The organism is Bradyrhizobium sp. KZN70725 (genome assembly GCF_055264925.1).
Genome location: NZ_JBUYWT010000005.1, coordinates 188,570 through 211,530, shown reverse-complemented (window position 1 = coordinate 211,530; position 22,961 = coordinate 188,570). Strand labels below are relative to the sequence as shown.

Annotated in this window: 19 protein-coding genes and 1 pseudogene; 15 read left to right on the top strand and 5 right to left on the bottom strand. The window is 65.9% G+C overall.

The genetic code is table 11. The features are described from left to right. The first annotated feature begins 75 nt into the window (after positions 1-75). From ftsW to recN, 12 genes and pseudogenes are all read left to right on the top strand, one after another. A complete protein-coding gene (ftsW, locus tag ACZBJS_RS07195; RefSeq protein ID WP_028342184.1) occupies positions 76-1,227 on the top strand; it encodes a putative lipid II flippase FtsW in 1,152 nt (383 codons plus the stop codon). A gap of 112 nt (positions 1,228-1,339) precedes the next feature. Further along, a complete protein-coding gene (gene murG / locus ACZBJS_RS07190; RefSeq protein ID WP_316393724.1) occupies positions 1,340-2,440 on the top strand; it encodes an undecaprenyldiphospho-muramoylpentapeptide beta-N-acetylglucosaminyltransferase in 1,101 nt (366 codons plus the stop codon). A gap of 120 nt (positions 2,441-2,560) precedes the next feature. After that, positions 2,561-3,964, top strand: coding sequence for a UDP-N-acetylmuramate--L-alanine ligase (murC, locus tag ACZBJS_RS07185; RefSeq protein WP_316393726.1), 1,404 nt, complete (start codon positions 2,561-2,563; stop codon positions 3,962-3,964). A gap of 2 nt (positions 3,965-3,966) precedes the next feature. Further along, on the top strand, positions 3,967-4,887 hold the full coding sequence (gene murB, locus ACZBJS_RS07180; RefSeq protein WP_076824233.1) for a UDP-N-acetylmuramate dehydrogenase: 921 nt from the start codon (positions 3,967-3,969) through the stop codon (positions 4,885-4,887). 107 nt (positions 4,888-4,994) lie between these two features. Continuing rightward, complete coding sequence (locus ACZBJS_RS07175; protein ID WP_057015000.1) at positions 4,995-5,981, top strand: D-alanine--D-alanine ligase family protein; 987 nt, start codon at positions 4,995-4,997, stop codon at positions 5,979-5,981. Positions 5,982-6,079: 98 nt separating this feature from the next. Continuing rightward, positions 6,080-6,373 (top strand): annotated as a pseudogene (locus ACZBJS_RS07170) (D-alanine--D-alanine ligase); the annotation flags it as partial. Further along, on the top strand, positions 6,313-7,323 hold the full coding sequence (locus tag ACZBJS_RS07165) for a cell division protein FtsQ/DivIB (protein WP_316393727.1): 1,011 nt from the start codon (positions 6,313-6,315) through the stop codon (positions 7,321-7,323). The pseudogene ACZBJS_RS07170 and the gene ACZBJS_RS07165, both read left to right, overlap by 61 nt. Beyond that, the gene (gene ftsA / locus ACZBJS_RS07160; RefSeq protein WP_028332543.1) at positions 7,320-8,636 is read left to right on the top strand and encodes a cell division protein FtsA; all 1,317 of its coding nucleotides are present in this window, start codon (positions 7,320-7,322) and stop codon (positions 8,634-8,636) included. The genes ACZBJS_RS07165 and ftsA overlap by 4 nt, the downstream gene beginning before the upstream one ends. 89 nt (positions 8,637-8,725) lie before the next feature. Continuing rightward, the gene (gene ftsZ, locus ACZBJS_RS07155; protein WP_168858442.1) at positions 8,726-10,516 is read left to right on the top strand and encodes a cell division protein FtsZ; all 1,791 of its coding nucleotides are present in this window, start codon (positions 8,726-8,728) and stop codon (positions 10,514-10,516) included. Positions 10,517-10,865: 349 nt separating this feature from the next. Continuing rightward, positions 10,866-11,828: a UDP-3-O-acyl-N-acetylglucosamine deacetylase gene (gene lpxC, locus ACZBJS_RS07150; RefSeq protein WP_168858441.1), complete on the top strand. Its 963-nt coding sequence runs from the start codon at positions 10,866-10,868 to the stop codon at positions 11,826-11,828. A 258-nt stretch (positions 11,829-12,086) separates the two neighbouring features. Next, positions 12,087-12,995, top strand: a complete 909-nt coding sequence (locus tag ACZBJS_RS07145) for an outer membrane protein assembly factor BamD (protein ID WP_028332540.1) — start codon at positions 12,087-12,089, stop codon at positions 12,993-12,995. Between the two features lie 13 nt (positions 12,996-13,008). Next, positions 13,009-14,682 carry a DNA repair protein RecN gene (recN, locus tag ACZBJS_RS07140; RefSeq protein WP_463438610.1) on the top strand — a complete coding sequence of 558 codons (1,674 nt, stop codon included), beginning with the start codon at positions 13,009-13,011 and terminating at the stop codon, positions 14,680-14,682. 95 nt (positions 14,683-14,777) lie between these two features. On the opposite strand, the gene ACZBJS_RS07135 is transcribed toward recN, so the two are convergent. Next, positions 14,778-15,065: a GIY-YIG nuclease family protein gene (locus ACZBJS_RS07135; protein ID WP_057015104.1), complete on the bottom strand. Its 288-nt coding sequence runs from the start codon at positions 15,063-15,065 to the stop codon at positions 14,778-14,780. 124 nt (positions 15,066-15,189) lie between these two features. Between ACZBJS_RS07135 and ligA the strand changes: the two genes are divergently transcribed. Beyond that, entirely contained in the window at positions 15,190-17,340 is a 2,151-nt protein-coding gene (gene ligA, locus ACZBJS_RS07130) for an NAD-dependent DNA ligase LigA (protein WP_463438609.1), read from the top strand. A gap of 95 nt (positions 17,341-17,435) precedes the next feature. On the opposite strand, the gene ACZBJS_RS07125 is transcribed toward ligA, so the two are convergent. Together ACZBJS_RS07125 and ACZBJS_RS07120 are read right to left on the bottom strand one after the other, a co-directional pair. Next, positions 17,436-18,713, bottom strand: coding sequence for a multidrug effflux MFS transporter (locus ACZBJS_RS07125; protein ID WP_316393730.1), 1,278 nt, complete (start codon positions 18,711-18,713; stop codon positions 17,436-17,438). Between the two features lie 299 nt (positions 18,714-19,012). Further along, positions 19,013-20,842 (bottom strand): aminopeptidase P family protein, encoded by a 1,830-nt coding sequence (locus tag ACZBJS_RS07120; protein WP_316393731.1) that lies wholly within the window; start codon positions 20,840-20,842, stop codon positions 19,013-19,015. A 190-nt stretch (positions 20,843-21,032) separates the two neighbouring features. On the opposite strand from ACZBJS_RS07120, the gene ACZBJS_RS07115 reads away from it, so the two are divergent. Beyond that, a complete protein-coding gene (locus ACZBJS_RS07115) occupies positions 21,033-21,218 on the top strand; it encodes a hypothetical protein (RefSeq protein WP_028342170.1) in 186 nt (61 codons plus the stop codon). Positions 21,219-21,236: 18 nt separating this feature from the next. Here ACZBJS_RS07115 and ACZBJS_RS07110 read toward each other — a convergent pair whose 3' ends face one another. Both ACZBJS_RS07110 and ACZBJS_RS07105 read right to left on the bottom strand, forming a co-directional pair. Next, positions 21,237-21,743, bottom strand: coding sequence for a hypothetical protein (locus ACZBJS_RS07110; RefSeq protein WP_316393733.1), 507 nt, complete (start codon positions 21,741-21,743; stop codon positions 21,237-21,239). After that, entirely contained in the window at positions 21,740-22,624 is an 885-nt protein-coding gene (locus ACZBJS_RS07105; RefSeq protein WP_316393735.1) for a 50S ribosomal protein L11 methyltransferase, read from the bottom strand. Before ACZBJS_RS07105 ends, ACZBJS_RS07110 begins: the two co-directional genes overlap by 4 nt. 170 nt (positions 22,625-22,794) lie before the next feature. On the opposite strand from ACZBJS_RS07105, the gene ACZBJS_RS07100 reads away from it, so the two are divergent. Then, entirely contained in the window at positions 22,795-22,959 is a 165-nt protein-coding gene (locus tag ACZBJS_RS07100) for a Flp family type IVb pilin (RefSeq protein WP_316393736.1), read from the top strand. Positions 22,960-22,961: the final 2 nt, after the last annotated feature.

Here is a 22,961-nt window from a genome sequence, read left to right as displayed (position 1 = left end):
TTACCCGACCCGTTAACCCCTTGGAAACCATCCTGCGCCACGAATGGACGTTATCTCTGCCATCTGGGGACGCCCATGCTCGCCCGTGACCAACGCACCCCGTTCTCGGACTGGTGGTGGACCGTCGACAAGCTGCTGCTTGTGGCGATCGCCGCGTTGATGCTGGCCGGCGTCATCCTGTCGCTGGCGGCGAGCCCGCCGGTGGCGACCCGGATCGGGCTCGATCCGTTCCACTTCTTCAACCGCCACGTCATGTTCCTGGTGCCGTCGCTGATGGTGCTGATCGGCGTCTCGTTCATGACGCCGCGGCAGATCCGGCGCACCGCGCTGATCGTGTTCGCGGTCTCGATCGCGCTGATCGTGCTGACGCTGCTGATCGGACCCGAGGTCAAGGGCTCGCGGCGCTGGATCACGCTGCTCGGCGTCAACATCCAGGCCTCCGAAGCCGCAAAACCCTCTTTCGTCATCGTCGCGGCCTGGCTGTTTGCGGAATCGACCAAGCGGCCGGAGATGCCGGCGACCTCGATGGCGCTGGTGCTGTTGCTGACGCTGGTCACGCTGCTGGTGATGGAGCCCGACTTCGGTCAGACCATGCTGATCCTCACCGTGTGGGGCGCGCTGTTCTTCATCGCGGGCATGCGGATGATCTGGGTGTTCGGGCTCGCCGGCGCGGCGGGCGCGGGCCTGTTCGGCGCCTATCTGCTGGTGCCGCACGTCGCCGGCCGCATCAAGCGCTTCATGAATCCCGCCTCCGGCGACACCTTCCAGGTCGACACCGCGATGGAGGCGTTCTGGAACGGCGGCTGGTTCGGCTTGGGGCCCGGCGAGGGCATCGCCAAGCGCAGCCTGCCGGACAGCCACACCGACTTCGTGTTCGCGGTCGCGGCGGAGGAGTTCGGCATCATCCTCTGCCTGATGCTGGTCGCGCTGTTCGGTTTCATCGTGATCCGTACGCTGACCCGCGCCTATGCCACCGAGGACATGTTCTCGCGCTTCGCAGCCTCGGGGCTTGCGATCCTGTTCGGCGTGCAGGCGACCATCAACATGGCGGTCAACCTGCAATTGATCCCGGCCAAGGGCATGACGCTGCCGTTCATCTCTTATGGCGGTTCCTCGTTCGTGTCGCTCGCCTATGGCGTCGGCATGATGCTGGCGCTCACGCGGCAGCGGCCGCGCACCGAGATCGAATCGATGGAAGGCGCCAGCGCTCAGCGCGCCTACGCGTAGGTGAACCCTTGTTGTCATTGCGAGGAGCGAAGCGACAAAGCAATCCATCCCTCCGTTCTGCGGGGCGATGGATTGCTTCGCTTCGCTCGCAGTGACGATGTAAAAGGCGGCCATGGACAATGCGCCCCTGATTCTGCTGGCGGCCGGTGGCACCGGCGGCCATTTGTTCCCGGCAGAAGCGCTCGCCGTGGAATTGATCAGGCGTGGCCTGCGGGTCCGGCTCGCCACCGACGGCCGCGCGCTGCGCTATTCCGGCCTGTTCGGCCGGGAGAGCATCGACCTCGTGCCGAGCGCGACCGTGCGCAGTCGCAACCCGATCTCGCTGGCGCGGACCGCGCTGATGCTCGGCTATGGCACGCTGGTCGCCACCAGTCTGGTGCGGCGGCTGAAGCCCGCGGCCGTGGTCGGCTTCGGCGGCTACCCGACCTTGCCGCCGCTGATGGCGGCGCGGCTGCTCGGCGTTCCCGGCATCATCCATGACGCCAATGCGGTGCTCGGCCGCGCCAACCGTTTCCTGTCCGGCCGCGTCAACGCGATCGCGACCTCGCTGCCCGGCGTGCTCGATCGCGATCCCGCGCTGGCCGGCAAGGCCACCACGGTCGGCACACCGATGCGGCCGGCGATCCTTGCGGCCGCTGCGGTGAAATACACGCCGCCCGAGGCGAACGGTCCGCTGCGCCTGCTCGTCGTCGGCGGCAGCCAGGGCGCGCGGGTGATGAGCGATATCGTGCCGCCCGCGATCGAGCAGCTCGCGCCCGCGCTGTGGAGCCGCCTGATCATCACCCAGCAGGTGCGCGAAGAAGACATGGATCGGGTGCGCGCCGTCTACGACCGGCTCAAGATCAACGCCGAGCTCGCGCCGTTCTTCGCCGACCTGCCGGCGCGCCTCGCCTCGAGCCAGCTCGTGATCTCGCGCTCCGGCGCCGGCACGGTGGCCGAACTCGCCGCGATCGGCCGGCCCTCGATCCTGGTGCCGCTGCCCGGCGCGATCGATCAGGACCAGTTTGCCAATGCCGGCGTGCTGTCGCAGGCGAGCGGCGCGCTGCGCATCGCGCAGAGCGACTTCACGTCCGAGCGGCTGGCCGCTGACATTTCGGCCTTCGCCGCCGAGCCCGCGAAACTGACCGCGATGGCGGAAGCCGCGCGCGGCGTCGGCCGGCTCGATGCCGCCGAGCGGCTGGCCGATCTGGTTGCGAAAGTGGCCGGAATTTAGGCCGCTTTCGAGGAATTTCGGCCGTGGGACGCCATGGCCGGGCTTGTCCCGGCCATATCAGTCTTTCATAAGTCGGAGAATTGCCGGGGTGAGTCCGGAGACGATGAAGGTGTTAGCATCATGAGACTGCCGCGCGAGATCGGACCCATTCACTTCGTCGGGATCGGCGGCATCGGCATGAGCGGCATCGCCGAGGTGCTGATCAATCTCGGCTACACCGTGCAGGGTTCCGATGCTTCGGACAATTACAACCTCGACCGCTTGCGCAAGAAGGGCGCCAAGGTCTCGGTCGGCCACGCCGCCGAGAATGTCGACGGCGCCGATGTCGTCGTGGTCTCGACTGCGATCAAGCGCGACAATCCCGAACTGATGGCGGCCCGCGCGCGACGCATTCCGGTGGTGCGGCGCGCCGAGATGCTGGCAGAGCTGATGCGGCTGAAGAGCTGCGTCGCGATCGCCGGCACCCATGGCAAGACCACCACGACCACGATGGTGGCGACCCTGCTCGACGCCGGCGGGCTCGACCCGACCGTGATCAATGGCGGCATCATCAACGCCTATGGCTCCAACGCGCGGCTCGGTGCCGGCGACTGGATGGTGGTCGAAGCCGACGAGAGCGACGGCACCTTCCTGAAGCTGCCGTCCGATGTCGTCATCGTCACCAATATCGACCCCGAGCATCTCGATCACTTCAAGACCTTCGAGGCGATCCAGGACGCGTTCCGCAATTTCGTCGAGAACGTCCCGTTCTACGGCTTTGCCGTGATGTGCACCGATCACCCCGTGGTGCAGACGCTCGTCGGCAAGATCGAAGACCGCCGCATCATCACCTACGGCCAGAACCCGCAGGCCGATGCGCAGCTCAAGGATCTGACGCCGACGGGCGGCGGCTCGAAATTCTCGGTCGCGATCCGCGATCGCAAATCCGGCGCGATCCATGAGATCGCCGATATCATGCTGCCGATGCCGGGGCGCCACAACGCATCGAATGCGACGGCGGCGATCGCGGTCGCGCACGAGCTTGGCGTGTCCGACGACGTCATCCGCCAGGCCATGGCCGGCTTCGGCGGCGTCAAGCGGCGCTTCACCAAGACCGGCGAGACCAACGGCATCACCGTGATCGACGATTACGGTCATCATCCGGTCGAGATCGCAGCCGTGCTGAAGGCGGCGCGGGAATCCGTCAACGGCAAGATCGTCGCCGTGGTGCAGCCGCATCGCTACACCCGCCTGCAATCGCTGTTCGAGGAATTCTGCACCTGCTTCAACGACGCCGATGCGGTCGTGGTCGCCGAGGTCTATCCGGCCGGCGAGGCGCCGATCGCCGGCGTCGACCGTGATCATTTCGCCGCCGGCCTGCGCGCCCACGGCCATCGCAATGTGGTGCCGCTGCCGAACGCGGGCGAGCTCGCGAAGATCGTGCACGGCCTTGCCAAGCCCGGCGACCTCGTCGTCTGCCTCGGCGCCGGCAACATCACGCAATGGGCCTACGCGCTGCCCGGCGAATTGAAGGCGTTGGGGTGATCGTGACCTTCCCCGACATCACGCCCGACCTGAAAGCCGCGATGCCGGAGCTGCGCGGGCGGCTGCTGGCGAACCAGTCGCTGGCCGAGTTGACCTGGTTTCGCGTCGGCGGCCCGGCACAGGTGTTGTTCACGCCGGCAGATGAAGATGACCTCGCATATTTCCTGAAGCGCCTGCCGCAGGAATTGCCGGTCTATGTCGTCGGCGTCGGCTCCAATCTGATCGTGCGCGATGGCGGCATGCCCGGCGTCGTGATCCGGCTCGCGCCGCGCGCGTTCGGCGAGACCAGCGCGGCCGGCGATGTCGTCATCGCCGGCGCTGCGGCGCTCGACAAGCGCGTCGCCGAGACGGCTGCGGCGGCTGACATCGGCGGCATGGAATTCTTCTTCGGCATTCCCGGCACCGTCGGCGGCGCGCTGCGCATGAATGCCGGCGCCAATGGCGGCGAGACCAAGGACGTGCTGATCGAGGCCACCGGCATCGGCCGCGACGGAACGAAGCATACGTTCGGCAATGCCGACATGAAGTTCGTCTATCGCAACAGCGGCGCCGATCCGTCGATCGTGTTCACCTCGGCGCGCTTCCGCGGCACGATCACCGATGCTGAGGCGATCCGCGCCCGCATGAACGAGGTGCAGAGCCATCGCGAGACCGCGCAGCCGATCCGCGAGAAGACCGGCGGCTCGACCTTCAAGAATCCGCCCGGCAACAGCGCCTGGAAGCTGATCGATGCCGCCGGCTGTCGCGGCCTCAAAATAGGCGGCGCGCAGGTGTCAGAGATGCACTGCAATTTCCTGATCAACACCGGCAACGCTACCGGGCACGACATCGAGACGCTCGGCGAGACGGTGCGTGAACGGGTCAAGCAAAGCAGCGGAATTGAGCTACACTGGGAAATCAAGCGGATCGGGAATTCATCGTAGTCGTCATTCCGGGGCGATGCGCAGCATCGAACCCGGAATCTCGAGAGTCCGGTCTGGTGCTTCGGACCATCCCGGAATGACGGAAGCAGCGAAGACAGGCAAAGAAGATGCAGGTGACCATTCTGTTCGGCGGCACCAACAAGGAGCGTCTGGTCTCGGTGGCGAGCACGCAGGCGCTGCACCGCGCGCTGCCAGACGCGGATCTCTGGTTCTGGGACGTCGACGACACCGTGCACGCGGTGACGTCGGAAAAACTGCTCGGCCACACGCGTCCGTTCGAGGTCGACTTCAAACCCGACGGTCGCGGCATCGCACTCGACCAGGCGCTCGACAAGGCGAGCGCCGAGCAGCGTGTGCTGGTGTTCGGTTTGCACGGCGGCCGCGCCGAGAATGGCGAGTTGCAGGCGATGTGCGAGATGCGCGGCGTCGCGTTCACCGGCTCCGGCTCGGCATCGTCGCATCTGGCGTTCGACAAGCCGTCGGCCAAGCGCTTCGCCGCGATCGCGGGCCTCAACGCGCCGCAGGGCATCAATGTCGAACAGATCGATGACGCCTTTGCGAAACACGGCAAGCTGATCGCAAAACCGGCCAAGGACGGATCGAGCTACGGGCTGATCTTCGTCAACGCGAAGCAGGATCTCGTCGCGGTCCGCAATGCCGCGAAGCATGAAGAGTATCTGATCGAGCCGTTCGTATCGGGCGTGGAGGCGACCTGCGGCGTGCTCGAGCAGTCCGACGGCTCCGTGTTCGCGCTGCCGCCGATCGAGATCGTGCCGGGGGAGGGAACCTTCGACTACACAGCCAAATACCTTTTGAAGTCGACCCAGGAGATTTGTCCTGGCCGCTTCGCGCCCGAGGTCAGCGCCGCGATCATGGACCATGCGCTGCGGGCGCACCGCGCGCTGTCCTGCACCGGCTACTCGCGCAGCGATTTCATCGTCTCGGCCAATGGCCCGGTCTATCTCGAGACCAACACTCTGCCGGGGCTCACCGCGGCATCACTGTACCCTAAGGCCTTGAAAGCACAGGGTATCGCCTTTTCCGACTTCCTCACCGACCAGATCGAGCTGGCCCGCCGCCGCGTCCGAAGTTAATGCCCGGCCGGGGGGAACCCGCCCTGGTCGGCCGGATGGAACCCGGGCGCTGTTGCTAAAATGCTAACGAGTTCGCGGCAAAGTACTCACAGCGTTGATCAAAACACGCTCCAGGCCGAAGTCATTTACCCTTTGTTTACCAGGAAGCCCGAAGGTTAACGCGGCGGCGCATGTAGCGCTTGGCTGCCGGGGCGTGAGCTGTCGCGGATTACCGCTTCGAGGATCGCAACCAGGGAACAGGGGGCCACTCTAATCCCACCGGTCTAGCCGAGACGTGATTTGTGCCGGGACCCGCGGGGTTTGCGGGCGCAACATGTGACGAGCTCGTGCAATGGATGGTGCAGGACGCCTCACCCGATCGCTGCGATCGCTGGGGCCTCAAGCTGACCTGAGAGCAGCCGCTATTGGAGCGGCGGTGCTGCTGCGCGAGTATGTCGGCGCCCATCTCGCACGCCGCAGGCGGCGTCCCGCCAAGCGGCCGCAAGTCATCATCGATCGCGAGCCGCCGAACCGCTACATCTTGATGGTCGAACGCTATCTGCCGCGCCGCATCGGGCTGGTCGCGACGCTCGCGATCCTGTTCGGCAGCCTGGCCCTTGGCATCGTCAAGGGTGGTCATGTCGAGGAATTCACCACCGCGCTCAGCGATGCCCGCAACGCGCTTGCCAATACCGCCGGCTTCCGCATCACCACCGTCGGCATCAACGGCCGCAAGCAGCTAAGCCAGGACGAGGTGCTCGCGATCGGCGGCGTCAACGGCCGCTCCTCGCTGCTGTTCCTCGACGCCGACACCGTGCGCGCCAAGCTGAAGGCCAATCCCTGGATCGCGGATGCCACGATCCTGAAGCTCTATCCGGGCCGGCTGCAGATCGACATCGTCGAGCGCACCGCCTTCGCGCTGTGGCAGCAGAACGGCCGCCTGTCGGTGATCGCCTCCGACGGCGCGGTGCTCGAGCCCTACGTCTCGCGCCGCTTCCTCAATCTGCCGCTGGTGGTCGGCAAGGGCGCCGACGTCAGGGCCCACGACTTCCTGGCGCTGCTCGACCGTTATCCGCAGGTCCGTTCGGTGACCAAGGCGGCGATCTTCGTCGGCGAGCGGCGCTGGAACCTGCGCCTCAAGGACGGTCTCGACGTCCGCCTGCCAGAGAACGACGTCGGCAACGCGCTCGCTGCGCTCTCCAGGCTCGACAAGGACGAGAAGCTGTTCTCGCGCGACATTGTCGCCGTCGACATGCGGCTGCCCGATCGGCTTATCGTGCAATTGTCGGAGGACGCCGGCAAGGCGCGCGACGAACTGTTCAAGGACAAGAAGTCCAAGAAGAAGGCCGGTGACTCCGCATGACCGGCCTCGATCGCAACCTGACCCCGAAGACCCGCCCGATGCAGAAGCGCACCGCGATGGTGGCTTCGCTCGATGTCGGCTCCAGCAAGATCGCCTGCATGATCGCGCGGCTGAGGCCATCGCCGCCGAACGAGGCGCTGCGCGGACGCACCCATGCGGTCGAATTGATCGGCTACAGCCAGATTCAGTCGCGCGGCGTCAAGGCCGGCTCCGTGGTCGATCTCGCCGAATGCGAGAAGGCGGTGCGCCACGCGGTGGCGTTGGCCGAGCGCATGGCCAAGGTCCGTGTCGAATCCGTCCTGCTGTCGGTCTCCGGCGGCCGGCAGCACGGCCAGCTGGTCGAGGCCGCGGCCGATATCCGCGGCGGCTCGGTGACCTCGGACGATATCAGCCGCGTCACGTCCGCCGGCATGCGCCACGCCGCCGGCGCGGGCCGCACCGTGCTGCACGCGCTGCCGGTCGGCTACGCACTCGACGGCGTCAAGGGCATCCGCGATCCCCGAGGCATGGTGGCGCGCCAGTTCGGCGTCGACATGAACGTGGTGACGTCGGACGCGACGGTCGCCAAGAACCTGATGCTGGTGGTCGAGCGCTGCCATCTCAACGTCGAAGCCATGGCGTCGAGCCCCTATGTCGCGGGCCTCTCGGTCCTGACCGACGACGAGGCCGATCTCGGCGCTGCCGTCGTCGAGATGGGCGCGGGATCGACCACGATCGCGACATACTCCGGCGGACGTCTCGTGCACGCATCCGGATTTGCGCTGGGCGGACAACACATCACGATGGACCTTGCGCGCGGCATCGGCGCGTGCATTGCGGATGCCGAGCGAATCAAGACCTTATACGGCACGGTGCTGACCGGCGGTTCGGACTCGCGCGAGCTGATGTCCGTTCCCACTGCAGGCGATGATCGGGAGACACCGCAAATCGTGTCCCGCGCCACGATTGCGAACATTGTCCGGCATCGCGCCGAGGAGATTTTCGAAATGGTCCGTGACCGGCTCGCGGATTCCCCCTTTGCGGCAGAGCCGAGGGCGCGCGTCGTGTTGAGCGGCGGCGCCTCGCAGCTCACCGGCACCGTCGAGCTTGCCACCCGCATCCTGAACCGTCAGGTCCGCATCGGCCGTCCGCTCGGCTTCGGCCGGCTGCCGAACGAGGCGAAGGGCGCCTCATTCTCGGTGCCGACGGGCCTCCTGGTCTATCCGCAATACGCACATCTTGAACATGTCGAACCGCGGCGCACGCGGCAGCTCAGGACAGGGACAGACGGTTACTTCGGAAAGGTCGGACGATGGCTTCGCGAGGGCTTCTGATGACCGCACCCCGGCTCACTGCATTTTCACCAGCTCCGGCGGCCAGCGGCCGGGACGAACCAACGCGCGCATAATCGAGAGAGGCAACCATGGCACTCAATCTGACACCCCCTGACATCAGCGAGCTGAAACCGCGGATCACCGTCTTCGGCGTCGGCGGCGCGGGTGGTAATGCCGTCAATAACATGATCACCGCCGGGTTGCAGGGCGTCGACTTCGTCGTCGCCAACACCGACGCGCAGGCGCTGACCATGTCGAAGGCGCAGCGCATCGTGCAGATGGGCACCCAGGTCACCCAGGGCCTCGGCGCCGGTTCGCAGCCCGACGTCGGCGCTGCGGCCGCGCAGGAGGTCATGGACGAGCTGCGCGATCACCTCACCGGCGCCAACATGGTGTTCGTCACCGCCGGCATGGGCGGCGGCACCGGCACCGGTGCTGCACCCGTGATCGCCAAGGCCGCGCGCGAGATGGGAATCCTCACCGTCGGCGTGGTGACCAAGCCGTTCCACTTCGAAGGTCAGCGCCGCATGCGCACCGCCGAGCACGGCATCGCCGAGCTGCACAAGGTGGTCGACACGCTGCTGATCATTCCGAACCAGAACCTGTTCCGGGTCGCCAACGAGAAGACCACCTTCGCCGACGCCTTCGCGATGGCCGACCAGGTGCTGTACTCGGGCGTCGCCTGCATCACCGACCTGATGGTCAAGGAAGGTCTGATCAACCTCGACTTCGCCGACGTCCGCGCCGTGATGCGTGAAATGGGCAAGGCGATGATGGGCACCGGCGAAGCCACCGGCGAGAAGCGCGCGCTGACCGCCGCGGAAGCCGCGATCGCCAACCCGCTGATCGACGACAGCTCGATGAAGGGCGCCCGCGGCCTCTTGATCTCGATCACGGGCGGCAAGGACCTGACCCTGTTCGAGGTCGACGAAGCTGCCACCCGCATCCGCGAAGAAGTCGACGCCGACGCCAACATCATCGTCGGCGCCACCTTCGACGAATCGCTCGACGGCGTCATTCGCGTCTCGGTGGTCGCAACTGGTATCGAGCAGGCCGCGATCGCCTCCCGAGCCCAGGCTCCCGCCGCGCAGCAGTCGGGCGGTTCGCCGGAGAGCCGGCTGGCCGATCTGACCGCCCGCCTGCGTGCCGACAATCAGCGCATGGCCGAGCGTGCCCAGAAGCTGGAACCGCCGACCGGCGTGACGGTCGCCCCGATTGCGGCTCCGGCCGGCCAGCAGCAGCGTCCGGCCGTCGAGCGCGCCGCGCTCGCGGCGATCGCCGCCGCGGTTGCTCCCGACAGCGCGCCGGCCGCCCAGGCGCCGATGCAGCAGGCCTCCTACGGTGACGTCACCGTGCGGCCGATTGCCCAGAAGCCCTCGTTGTTCCCGGACCACGAGGCCGCCCGGGCCGAGCAGCATGAGCCGATGCCGCCCGAGACCTTCATCCCGCAGGCGGCGGAACGGTCGCCGGTCCGTGCTCCGCGGATGCCGAAGTTCGAGGATCTGCCGATGCCGGCGCAGGCCGAAATCCGCCAGGCCAGCGGTGACGGCGAACCGGAACACCCGCAGAAGACCCGCCTGTCGCTGCTGCAGCGACTGGCCAATGTCGGCCTCGGCCGCCGCGACGAAGAGACCGAGCCGCCGATCGCGGCCCGTAGCTCCGGTCCGGCCATGCCGACGATGCCGCCGCTGCCCGAGCGCAAGCCGGCCCGCAGCGTCGCCCAGCAGATCTCGGCGAACGAATCGCCGGTATCCGAATATGCAAAGCGCCCAGCGCCGCAGGGTCTGGACGCTCATGGCCGCCAGGCACCTGTTGCCCCAGCGCCACAGGGCGACGACCATCTTGATATCCCGGCCTTCCTGCGCCGGCAGGCAAACTGAAGTTTGTTACAATCTTGGCCACGAAGAAGGCCTCGGCGGGGAACCGCCGGGGCCTTTTCCTTGTCGCGGGCAGGCGATCGCGCCGGATGAACAAGCAACTGATTTTAAATGATTAATTATTCTTTCGGTGGTCAGATGGCGCATCGCCGAGGACCGCTTTCGCTGCCGTAGTTTGGTTTACCTTGGGCGTGAATGCGGCGGAGATGGGGTAACAATCGGTAAAGAAGCGTGAGTTGGCGCGGTTTAGGGCCGTGACTATGGTCTGCCGTGACTTGGGGAGCTCAAGCGAGTCGGCCTTGGGGAAATTGGCCACTTGAATTGAGTGAAGTCGGGTAGTGGGCATTATCGAATGAAGTTCAGCCGTCAAACAACGCTTCGGTCGCAAGCCACCGTGACTGGCGTAGGCGTTCATTCCGGTCTTCCTGTCAGTCTCACCATGGGACCTGCACCTGTTGATGCGGGTTTTATTTTTGTCCGCACCGGTCTCGACGGTTCCGACCGTGAAGTCGTGGCCACCGCCGATGCGGTGATCGCGACCGAGTTCGCGACGGTGCTGGGTGACCGCGAAGGGCCGCTGGTTTCCACCGCCGAGCACGTGCTCGCGGCGCTGCGCGGCATGGGCGTCGACAACGCCACCATCGAAGTCGACGGCGCCGAAGTTCCGATCATGGACGGCAGCGCTGCGGCGTTCGTCGCGGCGATCGATCAGGCCGGCATTGTGACCCAGCCCGGCGTCCGCCGCTTCATCCAGGTTTTGAAGCCGGTGCAGGTCAAGATCGGCGAATCGGTTGGCGAGCTGCGTCCGTTCGCCGGCGGGTTCCGCACCGAAGTCGAGATCGATTTCACCAACCAGGTGATTGGTCGCCAGACCTTCACCTTCGATCTGTCGCCGGAAGGTTTCCGCCGCGAGGTTGCCCGTGCCCGCACGTTCGGCTGCATGAGCGACGTGGCGCGGCTGTGGGGTGCAGGCTTCGCGCTCGGCGCGTCCTTCGACAACACCGTGGTGTTCGACGAGGCCCGTCTGCTCAACGCCGAGGGCCTGCGCTACGCCGACGAATGCGCCCGCCACAAGGTGCTCGACGTGATCGGCGATCTGGCGCTGGCCGGCCTGCCGCTGCTCGGCAGCTACCGTTCGGTACGGGGCGGCCACAAGCTCAACAACGCGGTGCTGAAGGCGCTGCTCGCCGACCGTAGCGCTTGGCGGGTGGTCGAATCGGAGACGGCTCGGCGGCCGGCCCGTGGCCATGTCGAAGCCGGTGCAGGCACCGTGGGCGGTCTCGTCGCCCCGGCCTATGGCCCGGACGTGTCCTGATCGCCCAAGTCCTGATCGCCTGGCCGGTCGGGCCCAATTTCCGTAATAACCACAGCAGGCTGTGAGCTTCGTCGGGTCGCCTTATTCCCGGCGGAATGGCTCCGTATTCGGTTGGTCCACGGTCATTTTTCGGCTAAGCAGGCCTGCGGTTGCGAGTAACGGCAGTCAAGGCACTGGAAATATTGCATCCATGACCGCGGTTCATGGGTGGAGTGGGGTCGCCGTTAACCGCATCAAAGGCGTCAGGTTTTAAAATCCATGTCGGCAATGCGTATGGCGCTCGAATCACGCAATTCTTCTGACGTCTCCGGCCTGACCAAGGCCGCGCGCACGCTGCGTTTTGCGGCGGGGCTGATCGTGCTGGCCATGCCGCTCAGCGGCTGCGGCACCGGCGCGCTGTGGGACAAGTTCATGGCCAAGGACGACACGTTCGTCGATGAGCCCGCGGACAAGCTCTACAATGAGGGCTTGTACATGATGAACGAGAAGAAGGACCTGAAGGCCGCCTCGAAGAAGTTCGAGGAAGTCGACCGTCAGCATCCCTATTCCGACTGGGCGCGCAAGTCGCTCTTGATGTCGGCCTATTCGTTCTACCAGGCGGGCGACTACGACAGCTGCATTGGCTCTGCCACCCGCTACGTCACGCTGCATCCCGGCAGCCCGGACGCGTCCTACGCCCAGTACCTGATCGCGGCATCGCATTTCGACCAGATCCCGGACATCTCGCGCGACCAGAGCCGCACCGAGAAGGCGATCGCGGCGCTCGAAGAGGTGGTCCGCAAATATCCGACCTCGGAATACGCCACCCAGGCCAAGTCCAAGATCCAGGCTGCGCGCGACCAGCTCGCCGGCAAGGAAATGGCGGTCGGGCGCTATTACATGGGCAAGCGCGACTTCACCGCCGCGATCAACCGCTTCAAGACCGTGGTCACGCAGTACCAGACCACGCGCCACGTCGAGGAGGCGCTCTACCGCCTCACCGAGGCCTACATGGCGATCGGCATCGCCGGCGAGGCGCAGACCGCGGCCGCGGTGCTCGGCCACAATTTTCCAGACAGCCGCTGGTACAAGGACGCATATAATCTAGTAAAGTCCGGCGGTCTCGAGCCGAGCGAGAATCAGGGATCCTGGATCAGCAGGACCTTCAAGAAGATAGGTCTCGGCTAGGAATTGTCCTCGCATGCTGGCGCGTCTGTCGATCCGTGACATCGTCCTGATCGAACGGCTCGATATCGAATTTTCCCGTGGCCTCGCGGTGCTGACCGGCGAAACCGGCGCAGGCAAATCCATCCTGCTCGATGCTTTTGCGCTGGCGCTAGGCGGCCGCGGCGATGCCGGACTGGTGCGCCACGGCGCCGAACAGGGGCAGGTCACCGCCATGTTCGACGTCCCGAAGGGGCATCCGGCGGCCGGGATCCTGGCCGAGAACGGCCTCGACGACACCGGTGAGATGATCCTGCGCCGCGTGCAACTCGCCGACGGCCGCACCCGCGCCTTCATCAACGATCAGGCGATCAGCGTGCAGACCCTGAAGGCGGTCGGTGCCGCGCTGGTCGAGATCCATGGCCAGCATGACGAGCGCGCGCTGGTCGACGCCTCCACCCATCGCCAGCTGCTCGACGCCTTCGCCGGACACGAGAAGGACGCCGCGGCGCTGGAAGCGCTGTGGGATATCAGGCGGACTGCCAATGCTGATCTCGACGAGCATCGCGCCGGCATGGAGCGCGCCGCGCGCGAGGCCGACTATCTGCGCCATGCCTCGCAGGAATTGAAGACGCTGGCGCCGAAGGAAGGCGAGGAGACCGAGCTCGCGGGTCGCCGCACCACCATGATGCAGGGCGAGAAGATCGCAACCGATCTGCGCGAGGCGCAGGAGGCGATCGGCGGCTCGCATTCGCCGGTGGCGTCGCTGTCGGCGGCGGTACGGCGGCTGGAACGGCGCGCCGCCAATGCGCCCGCGCTGATCGAGCCCGCGGTCAAGGCGATCGATATTGCGATCAACGCGCTGGAAGAAGCCGACCAGCACCTCAACGCCGCGCTGGCGGCAACCGATTTCGATCCGGCCGAGCTGGAGCGCATCGAGGAGCGGCTGTTCGCGCTGCGCGCGGCCGCGCGTAAATATTCGACGCCGGTCGATCTGCTGGCCGCGCTGGCGGCGCAATATGCCGGCGACGTCGCGCTGATCGATGCCGGCGCCGACCAGCTGAAGAAGCTGGAAGCGGCCGCCGCCGAAGCCGACAAGCGCTATGCGGCAGCTGCCGCCAAACTGTCGGCGGCGCGCACCAAGGCCGCCGAGAAGCTCAACAAGGCCGTCAACGCCGAGCTTGCGCCGCTCAAGCTCGAGCGCGCGAAGTTCATGACCCAGGTCGACAGCAACGCGGCCGCGCCGGGGCCGCAGGGCATCGACCGTGTCGAGTTCTGGGTGCAGACCAATCCGGGCACCAAGCCGGGGCCGATGATGAAGGTCGCCTCCGGCGGCGAACTGTCGCGCTTCCTGCTGGCGCTGAAGGTCGTGCTGGCCGATCGCGGCTCGGCGCCGACCTTGGTGTTCGACGAAATCGACACCGGCGTCGGCGGCGCGGTGGCCGATGCGATCGGCTCGCGGCTGGCGCGCCTTGCCGGCAAGGTGCAGGTGATGGCGGTGACGCACGCGCCGCAGGTCGCGGCCCGCGCCAGCCAGCATCTCCTGATCTCCAAGGATGCGCTCGACAAGGGCAAGCGGGTCGCCACCCGCGTCAACGCGCTCGCCGCCGACCACCGCCGCGAGGAGATCGCGCGCATGCTGGCCGGCGCCGAGATCACCGCGGAGGCGAGGGCGGCCGCGGAACGGCTGCTCCGGGCGGCGACAGCGTAATCTCTCCCCTCGTCATTCCGGGGCGATGCGAAGCATCGAACCCGCAATCTCGAGATTCCGGGTTCATCGCTGCGCGATGCCCCGGAATGACCACCTCAGGTACAGATCGACTCGTACAAGTCATTCCACTGCGGATTGCTCGCTTCGATCAATTGCGTCTTCCACGCTCGCTTCCACTTCTTGAGCTCCTTCTCGCGTGATATCGCGGAGATCGGGTCGTCGTAGATTTCGAACCAAACCAGCTGCGTGATGTTGTATTTGGACGTGAAGCCTGGGACGGCCTTCATTCGATGTTCGTAGACCCGCCGCACGAGATCGTTGGTGATCCCAACATAGATTGCTCCGTCTCGTCGACTTGCTAGAATGTACACGTAGTACGACATGAGCCCCATTTCCCACACAGTCATTCCGGGGCGATGCGAAGCATCGAACCCGGAATCTCGAGATTCCGGGTTCGGTCCTGACGGACCGCCCCGGAATGACGAAAAACTATAGCGCGCCCGTCGCATGGCTAAAGCAGCAAAAAAGAAAGAACTCTCCGACGTCGACAAGCTCACCAAGGCCCAGGCCAAGGTCGAGTTGATGCGCCTTGCGCTCGAGCTCGAAGGTCACGACAAGCGCTACTATCAGGACGATGCGCCGAGCGTCACCGACGCCGAATACGACGCGCTGCGGCAGCGCTACAATGCGATCGAGAAGCGCTTCCCTGAATTCGTCACCGCGGAATCGCCGTCGCAGAAGGTCGGCGCCGCGCCGTCGGGGCGCTTCCGGAAGGTTCGTCATTCGCTGCCGATGCTGTCGCTCGACAACGCGTTCGCGGAAGCCGACGTGGTCGATTTCGTCGGGCGCATCACGCGCTTCCTCAAGCTGCCGGATGACAAGATCGATTTCTCGGCCGAGCCGAAGATCGACGGGCTCTCGATGTCGCTGCGCTACGAGGGCGGCGAACTCGTCACCGCGGCAACCCGCGGCGACGGCGCCGAGGGCGAGGACGTCACCGCCAACATCCGCACGCTCGAGGACGTGCCGCAGAAGCTGAAGGGCCGCAACGTGCCCGACATTTGCGAGGTGCGCGGCGAGGTCTATATGACCAAGAAGGCGTTCCTCGCGCTCAACGAGCGGCAGAAGGCGGCCGACGACACCATCTTCGCCAATCCGCGCAATTCGGCGGCCGGCTCGCTGCGGCAGAAGGATCCCACAATCACTGCCTCTCGGCCGCTCGGCTTCTTCGCCTATGCCTGGGGCGAGATGAGCGCGCTGCCGGAGGATACCCAGACCGGCATGATCCACTGGTTCGAGCGGTGCGGCTTCAAGACCAATCCGCTGACCAAGCTGTGCCACTCGGTCGAGGAGCTGATCGCCTTCCATCGCAAGATCGAGGAGCAGCGCGCCGAGCTCGACTACGACATCGACGGCGTCGTCTACAAGGTCGATCGCATCGACTGGCAGGAGCGGCTCGGCTTCGTGTCGCGCACGCCGCGCTGGGCGATCGCGCACAAATTCCCGGCCGAGCGCGCCATGACGGTGTTGCGCGACATCGAGATCCAGGTCGGGCGCACCGGCTCATTCACGCCGGTCGGCAAGCTCGAGCCGGTCGGTGTCGGCGGCGTGATCGTGCAGAACGTCACGCTGCACAATGAGGACTACATCAAGGGCATCGGCAACAAGGGCGAGGTGCTGCGCGAGGGACGCGACATCAGGATCGGCGACACCGTGGTGATCCAGCGCGCCGGCGACGTGATCCCGCAGGTCGTCGACGTCGTGATCGACAAACGGCCGAAGAGCGCGAAGGAATTCCACTTCCCGAAGAAATGCCCGTGTCCGCTGCACACCGACGTGGTGCGCGAGGAGACCGCGGCTGGCGAGGAGGGATCGCGCGCCCGCTGTACCGGCGAGTTCGCCTGTCCGTTCCAGAAGGTCGAACACCTCATTCTGTTCGTGTCGCGCCGCGCCTTCGACATCGACGGTCTCGGCGTGAAGCAGTTGCAATATTTCTTCGACGAGGGATGGGTCAAGGAGCCGGCTGATATCTTCACGCTGCAAAAGCGCAACGCGAAGCTGAAGCTCGAGGACATCGAAGGCTACGGCGAGACCTCGGTGCGCAATCTGTTCGCCGCGATCGACAGCCGGCGCAGGATTGGCCTGGAACGCTTCATCTACGCGCTCGGCATGCGCCATGTCGGCGAGACCACCGCGCTGGCACTGGCGCGCGGCTATGGCTCCTGGGACGCGTTCCACGATGCCTGCCTCAAGGTCGCCAAGGGCGACGAGGAAGCGATGGCGGAGATGGATGCGCTCGACCAGATCGGCGACACCGTGATCAAGAGCATCGCCGACTATTTCGGCGAGAGCCACAATCGCGGCATCGTCGAGCGGCTGACCGGAGAGCTCGACGAGATCATCGACGCCGAGAAGCCGAAGAGCAATTCGGCGGTCGCCGGCAAGACCGTGGTGTTCACCGGATCGCTCGAAAAGATGACGCGCGACGAGGCCAAGGCGACCGCCGAACGGCTGGGCGCCAAGGCGGCCGGTTCGGTGTCGAAGAAGACCGACTACGTCGTCGCGGGGCCGGGCGCCGGCTCGAAGCTTGCCGAAGCGCAGAAGCACGGCGTCAAGGTGCTGACCGAGGACGAGTGGCTGAAGCTGATCGGGGAGTAGGGTTGTCCGTCATTCCGGGGCGCCTCGAAGAGGCGAACCCGGAATCTCGAGATTCCGGGTTCGATGCTGCGCATCGCCCCGGAATGACGAACTGCTCACATCATCCCCTGCTCATCCTCCTCGGCCTGCGCGATCAGCTCCTCGCTCACCACCACCTGCCGCCGCGGCACGACGAAGATCATGGTGCAGGCGCAGGCGATCGAGATCGCGAAGATCGCCGCAGTCAGCGGCAGCGTCGTGGTGGAGTGGCCGCCGAGATAGGCGCCGAATTGCGAGATCAGCGAGCCGATCCCCTGCTGCAGGAACCCCATGGCGCCCGAGGCGGTGCCGGCGGCTTCGGGCCGGATGCTGATCGCGCCGGCGGCGGAATTGGCCATCACGAAGGCGTTGGCGATCATCACGATCATCTGGGTGCCGAACAGCCAGAGTGGGGCCTGGTTTACTCCGGTAAGACTCCAGACCAGGTTCAACAGGCTGCCGCCGACCTGCAGCGCGAGGCCGAACCAGATCAGTTTCTCCAGCGAGTGCCGCGGCGCGAAGCGCACGCACAAGAGATTGCCGACGAAGTAGCCGAACCCCGTCATCGCGAACCACGCGCCATACTCGGCACTGGTCCGGCCCATCTGGGTCACCACGATGTAAGGGCCGCCGCCGGCGAAGGCGAAGATGATCTGCGACGCCAGCACCTGACACAGCAGATAGCCGACGAAGGCGCGGCTCGTCATCAGCTTGCCGAGGTCGCCGCGGAAGCTGGAGCTGTCGGCGCGGTCGCGGCGGGTTTCCGGCAGCGCCAGCGCGATGAAGATCGTGGTGATCAGCGACGCCGCGGTGATGAGATAGAGGATCGCGCGCCAGCCGAATGTGGTCTCCAGCAGGCCGCCGGTCAGCGGGCTCACCATCTGCGCGATCATCAGCGCGGCGACGACAAGGCTGATCATGGCGCCGACCCGCTCGCGCGGATAGAGATCGCGGATGATGGCACGGCTGATCACCATGCCGCTGGCGCCGCCGAGCGCCTGGAAGAAGCGCGCCGCGATCAGTTGCGGCAGGGTCTCGGCGAACACCGAGCCGACGCCGGCCACGACCATCAGACCGAGGCCCGCGAGCAGCACCGGCCGACGGCCGAACCTGTCGGACAGTGGCCCCATGATCAGCTGTGAAAGCGCGATGCCGACCATGTAGAGCGACACGGTCATCTGCGCGATAGAGATGTCGCGGCCGAAGGTGGTCGCCAGCACCGGCAGCGCCGGCACCAGCATGTAGAGCGAGATCGGCGCCACGCCCGTCATCACGACGAGCATCAGCAGCATGACCTTCGATGTCGCGATGTTGTCTTTGGCCGCGCCGGGCGGCTTGCCCATCACGCCGTGCATTCAGGTCCGATCCAGCATTGTGGAAAGACTGTAGCGTGCCCGTCCGCGCGGAATACGGGTGTTTCGGCATACGCCCATGCGATTTCAGGAGACGCGGTGACGATGTTTCGTCTCGCGCAATAAACGCTCTGTCGTCAGCTGCGAATTCCGCTGTCGTCCTCCGCGAAAGCGGGGGACGCGGTATTCCAGAGGCAGGCGTATTTGAATTGAGAGGCCGCGGCGTACTGAATCCCCCGCTTTCGCGGGGGGATGACACCGAGTGGGGACGACGTCGAGTGTGCGGATGGCTGGGCGCGCCGCTACTTCAGCGCCGCCGTCGCCTCATCCAGCCACAGCTTCGTCGCGTTGTCGTCGAGATGCGGGCGCACCGCATGCGCAACGCGGGCGTGGTAGTCGTTGAGCCAGGCCAGTTCGTCCGGGCTCAGCATGCTGACCTCGATCAGGCGGCGATCGATCGGCGCCAGCGTCAGCGTCTCGAATGCATTGATCGGCTTCTCGGCGCCGGCAATGTCGGTGCCGATCACGAGCTCGAGGTTCTCGATCCTTATGCCGTAGGCGTCGGTCTTGTAGTAGCCGGGCTCGTTGGACAGGATCATGCCGCGCTTCAGCGGCGTGGTGCCGAGCTTGGAAATCCGCGCCGGCCCTTCATGGACGCTGAGATAGCTGCCGACGCCGTGGCCGGTGCCGTGCTCGAAATCGATCCCGGCCTGCCAGAGATATTGCCGCGCCAGCGTGTCGAGCTGCGCGCCGGTGGTGCCGTCGGGGAAGATCGCGCGGGCGATCGCGATATGGCCGCGCAGCACGCGGGTGAAGCGGTCGCGCATCTCGTCGGTCGGCTTGCCGATCGCGATGGTGCGGGTGACGTCGGTGGTGCCGTCCTCATATTGTGCGCCGGAATCGATCAGCAGGAGATCGCCGGGCTCGATGCGGCGGTTGCTTTTGCGCGTCACGCGGTAGTGCACGATGGCGCCGTTCGGCCCGGTGCCGGCGATGGTCGGGAAGGAGACGTCCTTCAGCGCGCCGGTCTGGCGGCGGAACGTCTCAAGCGCCTCGACGGTGTCGATCTCGGTGAGGCTGCCGGAGGGCGCCTCGCGATCGATCCAGGCGAGGAAACGCACCAGCGCCACCGCGTCGCGCTGATGCGCCGTGCGCGTGCCCTCGATCTCGGTGATGTTTTTGACCGCCTTCAAGAGGCTGACCGGATCGCTGCCGCGCACCGGCTTGCCGCCGGCACCCGCGATCAGGCGGCTCAGGGCGTCGGCTGCGGTCGCGTTGTCGAGCGCGATCGAGGCGCCGCGCTTGGCGAACTCGGTGAGTTTTGCCGCCAGCGCCGCGGGCTGCTCGACATCGGCCGATTGCTCGAGATGGTCGCGTGTCGAGTTGGACAGCTTGCGCTGATCGATGAACACCAGCGGCCGGCCTTCCTTCGGTACCAGCGCATAGGACAGCGGCAGCGGCGTATGCGAGACGTCGGCGCCGCGGATGTTGAAGGTCCAGGCCACCGCGTGGCTGTCGGACAGCACCAGCGCGTCGACGCCGAGCTTGTTGATCTCGAGGCGGATGCGCTTGAGCTTCTCGGCTTCGATCTCCCCGGAAAACTGCGCGCCGTGGATCGTAACCGGACCGAGCGGCGGTGCCGGCCGCTCGTGCCAGATCGCATCGAGCGGATTGCCGTCGACGGCGACCAGTTCCGCGCCGGCCTTGGCGCAGGCCGCGGCCAGCCGTTCGGCTGCCGCAGAAGTGTGCAGCCAGGGGTCAAATCCTAGGCGGTCGCCGGCCGCCAGATGCCGGGTCAGCCAGTGCTCCGGTGGCGGCTCGACCAGCGGCTCGACCTGCCAGGCCTTGCGGTCGACCTGCTTGCCGGCCTGCAGCGTGTAGCGGCCGTCGACAAACAGGGCGGCCTCCTTGCTCAGCACGATCGCGAGCCCGGCCGATCCGGTGAAGCCGGTCAGCCAGGCGAGCCGTTCCTCGGAGGCCGCGACATATTCATTTTGCTGCTGGTCGGCGCGCGGAACCACGAATCCGGTCAGCTTGCGCCGCGCCAGCTCCTCGCGCAGCGCGCTCAAGCGGGCAGTCAGCGCCACGCCGCCTTCGGGCTCTTCGAACGTCTGGAAATGGGCTTCGAACATCGCCGTCGCACTCTCTTCGGATGAAGCATGACCTTCGCGCGAGCGCGGTCAAGCATGACCATATTTTTGGCATAACTTATGCTTGAATATGGCATAGTGGAATTGGCCGGACGATGTCCACTGCACGTCAACGGTCAAGCGTACGGGGAGTGTCCAGGAGTGTCTCAACTCAACGGTGAGGAGATGCACGATGCCTGCATTCACGTTTGAGAAGATCTCGCCGCCGGTCCGCCGCGGCCCGATCGCGCCGGTCGAACAGAAGCAGCGCGGCGTCATCGTCCAGATGCTGGACCGCCTTGTCGAGGCGCGCGCCAAGCGTGCGGCCGGTCAGGACAAGGTCGAGACCATCCGTAGCGATTCGCCAGCGCCCGAATAAACAACCCACGGATCGCGGCTACCGTTCCAGATCGGAAGCCTTCGCCACGGTCACATTGACGACCTTGCCGCCCTCGAGCTCGCGCACGATCCGCTCATCGGGGCCGACGATGCCGAGATCGAATTCGCGCTCGGGCGTCACGAGCGTCATGCGCTGGCCGGCGATCACGACGACGGTCATGTCGAGCGTCTCGCCGGAGATCGCCCATTCCCTGAGCTCGTTGCAAAACGGCTCTTTGCGCCAGGCGTCGGGGAAGCCCGGATCGCATCTGACCTCAAGACCATCTTCCGACGTGGTCAGGACGAGCTTCGACCTGGAAGGCTTCCAGTGCTCCTCCAGCAGCTCGTTCGCTAGCCAGACGCAGCTGAACGAGCGGCATTCCGCCGGCCGGCCCGGATAGGTCCGGCAGCCGCGCCCCGGCTTGCAATGCGGGCACCACGTGTTGGCGGGCTTGGCCAGTTCCTCGATCGCCATCACCTTGCAGCAGAGCGTGCAGTCGCCGCACTGTCTGCCGGTCGCGGTCACTTCACGGAGCGCAGCAGCAGGCTGCTCCAGCCCTCGATCTTCAGATGCCGCAGCGGCACCAGCCCGCGGGCGCGGTAGGCGGCGATGACCGCCGGCGCCTGGTGCGTCAGCAGGCCCGAGAGAATGACCTGCGCCGACGAGGCGAGGTGACGCGCCATCGGGCCGGCCAGCTGCCGCAGCGGATTGGCGAGGATGTTGGCGAGCACCAGGTCGAACGGACCGTCCTCGGCGAAGCGCGGAGCGGCAAAGCCGGTGGCGCGGATCACGTCCACCAGATCGCCGGCGCCGTTCAGCCGGGCATTCTCCTCGGCGACCCTGACCGACGGCGGGTCGATGTCGCTTGCCAGCACCTTGCCGTGCAGCGCCTTGGCGGCGGCGATCGCCAGCACGCCGGTCCCGGTACCGAGATCCAGTACGCGGCGGGGCTGATACGCCTTCAGCACGTGGTCGAGCAGCAGCAGGCAGCCGCGGGTGGTGCCGTGATGGCCGGTGCCGAAGGCCAGCGCCGCCTCGATCTCGATCCCGAGCTTGTTGGGGGGGATCCGGTGCCGGTCATGCTGGCCGTGGACGATAAAGCGGCCGGCCGCGACCGGGACAAGATCTTCCAGGCTGGCCTTGACCCAGTCCTTGGCCTCCACGGTATCAAAGACTAAAGTCGATGCGACATCCTGCCGCAGCACCTGGCCAACCAGTTCGCGCAGTAAATCTTGGTCCGGCGGCTCGGCAAAATGGACGGTGACGTCCCAGCGGCCATCCGGTCGCTCGAAGGCCGCAAACGCCGCCTGATCCTCGAAAAACAGCTCGGAAAGCGCATCTACCACGCGCTTTGCGGTCGATTCATCTGGAAGGGTGACGCTGGCGCGGTGTGTGGACGGGGTCATCGGAGGCCGGTAGCGCGATTTTTGTTAAAATTTCAAGCCGGATTCAATCGAATATCGCGAGAATTGAGAGGTTCCCGGTTCAGACAACCTTAGATGTTGCCGTACTACTAGGGTGGCGGAACTGGGAACACCCTTCGTTCCAAGGCATCACAACCAAGGGCAGGGCTGCAATGAAGGCTTTTATCGTTAAGTTCTTGCGGGATGAATCCGGCGCGACCGCCATCGAATACGGACTGATCGCGACCGGTATCGCCATCGCGATCATCGCTGCGGTGAATGGCGTCGGCACGGCACTGAGCGGGACCTTCAACTCGATCAGCGGCTCGCTGAAGTAATT